The organism is Fusibacter paucivorans, from assembly GCF_018390735.1.
Classification (GTDB): domain Bacteria; phylum Bacillota; class Clostridia; order Peptostreptococcales; family Acidaminobacteraceae; genus Fusibacter; species Fusibacter paucivorans.
Genome location: NZ_JAHBCL010000002.1, coordinates 189,416 through 196,790, shown reverse-complemented (window position 1 = coordinate 196,790; position 7,375 = coordinate 189,416). Strand labels below are relative to the sequence as shown.

Genomic DNA, 7,375 nt, shown 5'->3' with positions numbered 1-7,375 from the left:
AGATTTGCCGCCGGCTTTCTTCAGATTCCTCGTCGCCAAGGACACCCTTGCCTTAAGCTATACACTTCCCACTACCAGGGTGTGTTAGGGACTCTCACCCGTTAGATTACGCCCATACCGGGCACACCACTAAAAAGAGCTATCTTCGCATTGTTGAAGATAGCTCTTTCTTTCATTTTATCATTTCTATTCTATTGCCACGACGATCATTATCTTAAACTCTATCCCGACATTTGGTATCATGTTGTACCAAAAATCTGAAGGATTTGATGAGACGCTCTTCTATCTCATCTGTTCAATACATCCTGCAAAACAGAACATGTCAATCAACACGCTATGCTTCCTCTGTATTTGCTGCCAGCGTTTTATCAATTGCAATCTCGGTTTTTCGAGGCTGGCTAAACAAATAGTAATCCATAGATGCTACCGTTTCAAACCCTACGGACTGATAGAGTCCCAATGCCCTTTCATTACTTGCCTCAACTTGAAGTTTTATTTGCGAAACATGTTCATCTTTCAGCATTTTTATCGCCTTCTGGAGTATTATACGGCTGAAACTTCGCCCTCTATAGGTTGGCAAAACGCCCAGTCCGTAAATACCGCCGACATTACGATCTACCTCAATGCTGACTTTGCCAATGACTTTGTGTTGATATTCTGCTAAATAAGTTCGTATCCCTTTTGCTTCTTCTGCTTCAGGCATCGTCATCTGTGTTTCATCAAAATCACAACAAAAATACAATGAATTTTGATAAGCAATTTCTGCTGCGTCTCGATCGGTGGCCTTTCTCAACATAATCGTGCCCTGCAGGAGATCATCTGCCTCAAATCGATTTAAAATCATCTCAAACTCCGTATGAGAGTAAGCGCCGTTATGCATTTGTACAAAGGACTGACCTCCAATAGACAAACGGTCTGTGAGCAAGAGAAGCCCCCTATTTTCAAGCTGATGCCACGATAAGACAACCAGTTGAAACAGTGTCGAAAAAATTTTTCTGCGTCGAAATTCTGGATGCACCATGCCGTTGACTTCAAGTGGTGAATTCCCAAAGTTGCAGATACCTATATACCCTACAAGCTGCGCTCCCTCATAACATAGAAATTCCGAATAACTTCCGCGGTTCGCAACGGTTTTCCATGTCTCAACCGCATTCTTTAATGGCAACACAACCGGTGTCAAATCTGGATTCTGCTTGCCGCCCAGCTCAAGTTTTAATGTAACGTGATCTCTCGCAGCACAAAAAGTTGCCAAATTATCAATCAAATCATACAAGGCTTCGTTTAATCCCTTATAAATCTCTATTTTCATCATACCCCTCTACGCTCCCCTTTTGCTGCATCCATTTATGCTATACTGTTATTTCTTAATATAAAGGCCGCTGCGTCAGTGCTGTTGTATTCGCACTGACAAGTCTTATCAGCGCTTCTGGTTCAATAACCAACTGTATGCCTATTTTGCCGGCACTGACAACAATTTTTTCAAGATGCAGACAAGATGCATCTATATAGGTTGGATAATGCTTTTTCATCCCGATGGGAGAACATCCTCCTTTTACGTAACCAGTCAATGGTGTAATTTCACTGACATGCACCATTTCAACACGTTTAGCGCCAACGACCTGCGCCGCCGATTTTAAATCCAGCGTTTCTGCAACCGGTATGACAAAGACATAGATTTGATTGCCATTGCCGCGTGTCACCAATGTTTTATAGACATTTTCCATCGGCATATCAATTTTCGCTGCAACCGATACGCCGTCAAGTGCGCCATCATCCGTTGGATACGTCAACACTTCATGTTTTATACCTTCGGCAGCAACGATGCGCAAGGCGTTGGTTTTTACTGTTTTTGATGCTTTTCCCATTCTGTCACCTCGTTATCATCGTACAACTTTATTTGGTATTCGTAAATACTTCAAAACGAATTTGAAGTCAATATGCTTTACGTCTTCGTACCGATGACGCAAGCCAAATGTCTCACTATTCTAAAAAAACTCGTATTAGCATACCAATAGGCATGTTAACACGAGCTTTTTTAGAAACATCACTATTTAATTTCGAGTTTAAGGTAACGATGTCATTTCTCAAATAATAAATTTATCGGAAATATACGCATTTTTACAGCTTCACGCAATGCCAACAGTGTAATCAAAATACCGAATCCGCCAAAAATAACATGCAGAATATTCACATTTTGCAGCATTATGCACTGAATGACAATCCAAGCCATCAGGATAACACCTGAAACACCGCTGCTATAGCACCACTTGTCCGGCAAGATAAGAAATACTGCACCGGCCAATAAATTAACGATACCGATCCCCACCACCAAGAAAAGTCCGGGAATTAAAAAGGATGTAAACGGCGAATGTGCCAAAGCAGATACAGGCATTCCCATTGGGTTAATAGGATTGATTACAGCAGCACTGCCGCCTGCAATGGCACCGATACCGATAAAAAAATGGAGCCCCGTTAAAAAGCGTTTCATAATAAGCCACCTCTCATTTTCATTCGACACCATCATACCTTTTTTGATTTCATAAAACCATACAGACAATCAAATTTTAACGAAACACTACTAATCTTGTATGTTTTAAACAACTAAACTGCGATCATTCATTCTTACAATATAAGGGTCCTATCTTATCCTATCCTCTTATCACTTCAATCACGACTGATCGCAAGCAAGTCTGTATTGTTTGACAATACTTCGTACACCAAACACAATCAGGACAACACCTACGACTACATTTAGCCGCATCTGAATTATCGGTGGCAAGAATTGCTTAAAAACAGTCCCACAGACAGCGATTGCCGACTGACAAAGCGCTGTCGAAAGGACTGCACCAAACCCAAATAAGTAAAGCTGATATCGCTTCAAATGTGCTTCCACTATCTTAGATGAAAAAACGCCTCCCCAAAAAACAATGGTCAACGGACTGGAAACCGTTAAAAAGAGCGCCTTTGCAAACGCGTGATCCGTCAGTCCCACAGCTTCTTTCAACTGAACCGCATCAATACTCATTTTTAGGCCAAACAGAACGAGAATGATACCACCGAGATAAGCCATCCATCCTTTCACTTTTGGCGATCGATCAATGAGTGCTCCAATTCCGATAATTGCAAGAACTATAAAAAATGCATCGCCTAAAACAACGCCTGAAACCCCTGAAAGAGCATGCCACACCCCTTTCGTCATCGCAAGGTTAAAAATAAAAATGCTAACGGGGCCAATCGCAATTTGCAACAGCATGCCAAATTTAAAACCGCTTATCAACATCGCTATCGGTTGATTGATTCCTTCAACGTTGTCAATACAATCAATGTATTGGATTTTTTCACCCCTTTGATGAGTTTTATGCGATTGCTAAGAAAATGCTCTAGCTCCCCCGTATCCTTTAATAGCACTTTCAGCATAAAATCATACTCACCGGCGAGATGGTGGCATTCCAGTACCTCTTCCATTTGTAAAACGGCACTTCTAAAGTTTTCGATATTCTCCGTCTGATCAATGTTGACAAAAATAATTGACATGAGCTTATAGCCCATTTTTTCTCGATTCACTTTAATGGTATACTGCTCAATAATATTGCCATCTTCTAATTTTCGAATGCGCTCAGACACAGCCGGCACAGAAAGATTCACCTTCCTGCTTATTTCAGATGCCGTCGCACGCCCATTCATCTTCATCACTTCCAAAATATCATGATCAATTGCATCCATTACTATTCCCCCAATTTTATTCTTTAACCTATTGTATATAATCGATTTAAATTTGTAAAGATATCGCCATGAATACAAAACAACTTTAAGTTTTTACTGTTTGAAATTTAAAATATTTTCGATGTTTCTGACTTGATAACCATCATACCTAAAATATTTCAGACAACTGATACAGCCGCATTACATTTTCAGCACAATCTGCAACTAAGTCTGCACTGTTTAACATCGCTTCATCCAGTGTCATTGGTTTGTCGACGATGCTAAAAACGGCATCAATACCGCATTCAAAAACCTTTTTATAACCTTCCCCTAAGCCGCCAACGATTGCGACAACTGGGCGCTGAAACTGTTTTGCCACTTTAGCAATACCGACAGGCGCTTTTCCAAAGGCAGTTTGGTAATCCATCTGGCCTTCTCCAGTTATCACCAAATGACACGACTTCATGGCCTGCTCAATGTCTAAAAGGGACAATACTGCCGAAACACCCTGCATTAGCGCTGCACCACAGAATGCCATTAATCCCGCGCCAAGTCCGCCTGCAGCACCTGCACCTGCTTTTTCTGCAACATCTATCCCCAAATCACGCGTAATGATTTTGCCAAACTGATGCAATGCACGATCAAGCTCAAATGTCATTGCTTTCGTTGCACCTTTTTGCGGCCCATAGACAACCGATGCTCCCCGCGTACCACAGAGCGGATTATCTACATCCGACAATACTGTAAACCGGCTTTCTGCAATACGTGGATCAATACCGCTTAAATCTATTCGATGCAGTCTTTTAAGCGCAGCACCGCCCTGTGGAAGCTCGTTTCCGTTCACATCAAGACATCTTACACCCAGTGCCTGCGCCATACCTGCACCGCCATCATTTGTCGCACTGCCGCCAATGCCGATATAGAATTCCCGACAGCCTCTACTTAAAGCATCCATCATTAATTCACCTGTGCCATAGGTCGTCGCGATCATTGGATTTCGCTCATCTTGTGATAATCTCGTTAAACCAGAAGCTGTTGCCATTTCAATCATGGCAGTACCTGCTTTCAAAATCCCGTAATCCGCCTGCACAATTCTGCCAAGCGGATCATGTACCGGAACGGTTATACGCTCACCACCTCCTGCTGACAAAATCGAGTCCAGTGTTCCCTCGCCGCCATCAGCAACCGGAAACGATTTAATCAATGCATCGGGATAGACGCGCCTAATGCCGCGGGCAATAGCATTTGCCACTTGAATCGTCGAAAGGCTACCCTTATATGAATCTGATGCAACAACAATTTGTTTCATGCCGCGCTCCTGTCTTTAATCCTTGTATGTTCATCAAAAAATAATCGTTTCATTTAGATGATGAATACAATGAATATTGCTTCGAGTGTGATGCTTTTTCTGAAAGGCTTCTGTGATCGCAAAATTAGTCCCGAAGTGAATTGGGATAAAATGGCGTACTTCAAAACGTTCTAAGAAGTAATTACCCGTCCAACAATAGGCATCTCCCAGTCTCGGGTCTACAGGGATAAATGCCAAATCAAATGATTTCACTTCAATGGTGTCGACAATGTCCTTAAAAAGCTTTTCTTCTGCACGATTGGCCTCAGTTCCAGCATTTTCCCAGTGCCACCAGTTTAAATCGCCAGCAAAAAAGACATTTAACGCCGCTAGCGAAACCGCGTAGGCATTGCCCAGATCACTTGACGCATAAGCATTGATGGACAGTCCGGCAATCTTAAGCTGGTCGCCGGGTTTCATTATTAAGACATTTTTAAAACCGTCTGTCGGCACATCCTCAGAAAAAACGTAATGTACTTTTCCCGTTTTAAACTGAATGAATGATTTAACAAAATGATCTGAATGACTATGTGAAACAAAAATAAAAATCTTCTTGCTAAAATCAATGTATGCACTAATATCAGAAATGACATCAAAGAAGAGTTGATATTCTTCATGTGTCACCATAACGCCGCTATGCCTAAGATGTACTACTCTCATACGCTCTCCTCTCTCATCATTAAAGTTTATATACCCATTCTTTAATGCAATGTGCACCATTTACGAATAAGTTTCTCCCTTTTATTGCTTGTCATTAACCTATCTTAACGTTTTGAAGTATGTATCATTTTATGACTTTGTTAAATCATTGCTATTTCCTTATTATAGCATGCGCCCTTTCTTTATCACAGACAAAGAAGATGACCGATTGGTCATCTTCTTCCCCCTTCTTTTAGTCGTCTCATACAACTTCTGCGCAATTAGAAAATGTAAATGCGCGCTTTTTATAAATAAGTGCATCCGTTATACATCACAGAATTTTCGGTGCTTTGCCGCAACTGTTTTATGGGTTACACCGAGTATTTTTCCAGCAGAATTGTAACTGCCGTATTTCTCAATCGCCATACAATAAATTTCTTTTTCATAGGCTTCCAGCGGCGCCAGTTCGCCCTGTGGTGTTAAGTTGATAAGCTGCGACTGTTTTTTTACGGGAATGGATTGATAATACTGCGTCACAGTTGTCGGCAAATTCTCTGATTTCAATTTCATTCCGTCACTAAGTATAATCGACCGTTCGAGAATATTTTTCAGCTCTCGAATATTTCCTTTCCATGAGTGTTGCGAGAGGAGGTCAATCACCTCTGCATCAACTTGAAAGTCCTTTAATTGATATTTTTCTGCAATCTGCTTTGCAAAATAATCGATGAGAATCGGAATGTCTTCTTGCCGTTCCCTAAGCGGCAACATATGAATTTCTACAATGTTTAGCCGATAATATAGGTCTTCACGAAACTGGCCATTTTCAATCATTTCTTCAAGGTTCCGATGTGTTGCAGCAATGATTCTCGTATCCATTTGAAGCATTTCATTGCCGCCGACACGGCAGTACTCACGCTCTTGCAGTACGCGCAAAAGCTTCACTTGCAATTGCAGCGGCAAATCGCCAATTTCATCTAAAAACAGGGTTCCGCCCTGAGCTACTTCTATTTTACCGATCTTCCGTTTAATTGCCCCTGTAAAAGCACCCGCTTCGTGCCCAAACAATTCGGATTCTATCAAATTCTCAGGGATTGCCGCACAGTTAATCGCTACCCAACGATCGGCTTCACGTTCACTGTACTCATGTATCGAACGGGCCACGAGCTCTTTTCCCGTACCGCTCTCACCCCTTATCAAAACATTGACATCTGCTTTCGAAACACGATATGCGACATTGAGCTCTTTAATAAGTCGATTATTTTGACCGATAATTTTTGGAAACGGATTCGAAAGAGAATCTGACTGCATTGACATCATTTTAACAGGTGTTTTATCAACGGCTTGATAAAATGCAATAATCCCCTCCAATGCTTGATTGTTGACAATAGGGCTTGTCTCAACACGGTAAACGGCATGTTGGGTGTTCACATAGCCTTCCATTGACCGTCCAGTCTTTAAAGACTTGAGGAGCAGATCATCATGACGATGATTAAAAAGCTTATCTTTGATCATATGACTTTGTAATTCGCCAAATAATTCACAATATTTCTTGTTTGCATACCATACCCGTCCACTGACGTCGACAACGATGACGCCTTTTGGTATGCCATCGAAAATCGCATGTGCATTTTCAATGATAAAGTCCTGAGATCGCTTTTCTTGAATCGGTAATTTAGAAATATTCAC

At 41.5% G+C, this 7,375-nt stretch carries 8 protein-coding genes; all 8 read right to left on the bottom strand.

What is annotated here, in order from left to right:
* Positions 1-334 precede the first annotated feature (334 nt).
* Positions 335-1,312: a GNAT family N-acetyltransferase gene (locus KHM83_RS02160; protein ID WP_213235257.1), complete on the bottom strand. Its 978-nt coding sequence runs from the start codon at positions 1,310-1,312 to the stop codon at positions 335-337.
* Positions 1,313-1,364: 52 nt separating this feature from the next.
* Complete coding sequence (gene ybaK, locus KHM83_RS02155) at positions 1,365-1,865, bottom strand: Cys-tRNA(Pro) deacylase (RefSeq protein ID WP_213235256.1); 501 nt, start codon at positions 1,863-1,865, stop codon at positions 1,365-1,367.
* A 212-nt stretch (positions 1,866-2,077) separates the two neighbouring features.
* On the bottom strand, positions 2,078-2,488 hold the full coding sequence (locus KHM83_RS02150) for a hypothetical protein (protein ID WP_213235255.1): 411 nt from the start codon (positions 2,486-2,488) through the stop codon (positions 2,078-2,080).
* Positions 2,489-2,668: 180 nt separating this feature from the next.
* A complete protein-coding gene (locus tag KHM83_RS02145; RefSeq protein ID WP_213235254.1) occupies positions 2,669-3,253 on the bottom strand; it encodes a LysE family translocator in 585 nt (194 codons plus the stop codon).
* Positions 3,254-3,282: 29 nt separating this feature from the next.
* Positions 3,283-3,723: an Lrp/AsnC family transcriptional regulator gene (locus KHM83_RS02140; RefSeq protein WP_213235253.1), complete on the bottom strand. Its 441-nt coding sequence runs from the start codon at positions 3,721-3,723 to the stop codon at positions 3,283-3,285.
* A gap of 148 nt (positions 3,724-3,871) precedes the next feature.
* A complete protein-coding gene (locus KHM83_RS02135) occupies positions 3,872-5,011 on the bottom strand; it encodes a glycerate kinase (protein WP_213235252.1) in 1,140 nt (379 codons plus the stop codon).
* A gap of 33 nt (positions 5,012-5,044) precedes the next feature.
* Positions 5,045-5,710, bottom strand: coding sequence for an MBL fold metallo-hydrolase (locus KHM83_RS02130; protein WP_213235251.1), 666 nt, complete (start codon positions 5,708-5,710; stop codon positions 5,045-5,047).
* A 303-nt stretch (positions 5,711-6,013) separates the two neighbouring features.
* Entirely contained in the window at positions 6,014-7,375 is a 1,362-nt protein-coding gene (locus KHM83_RS02125) for a sigma-54 interaction domain-containing protein (RefSeq protein WP_213235250.1), read from the bottom strand.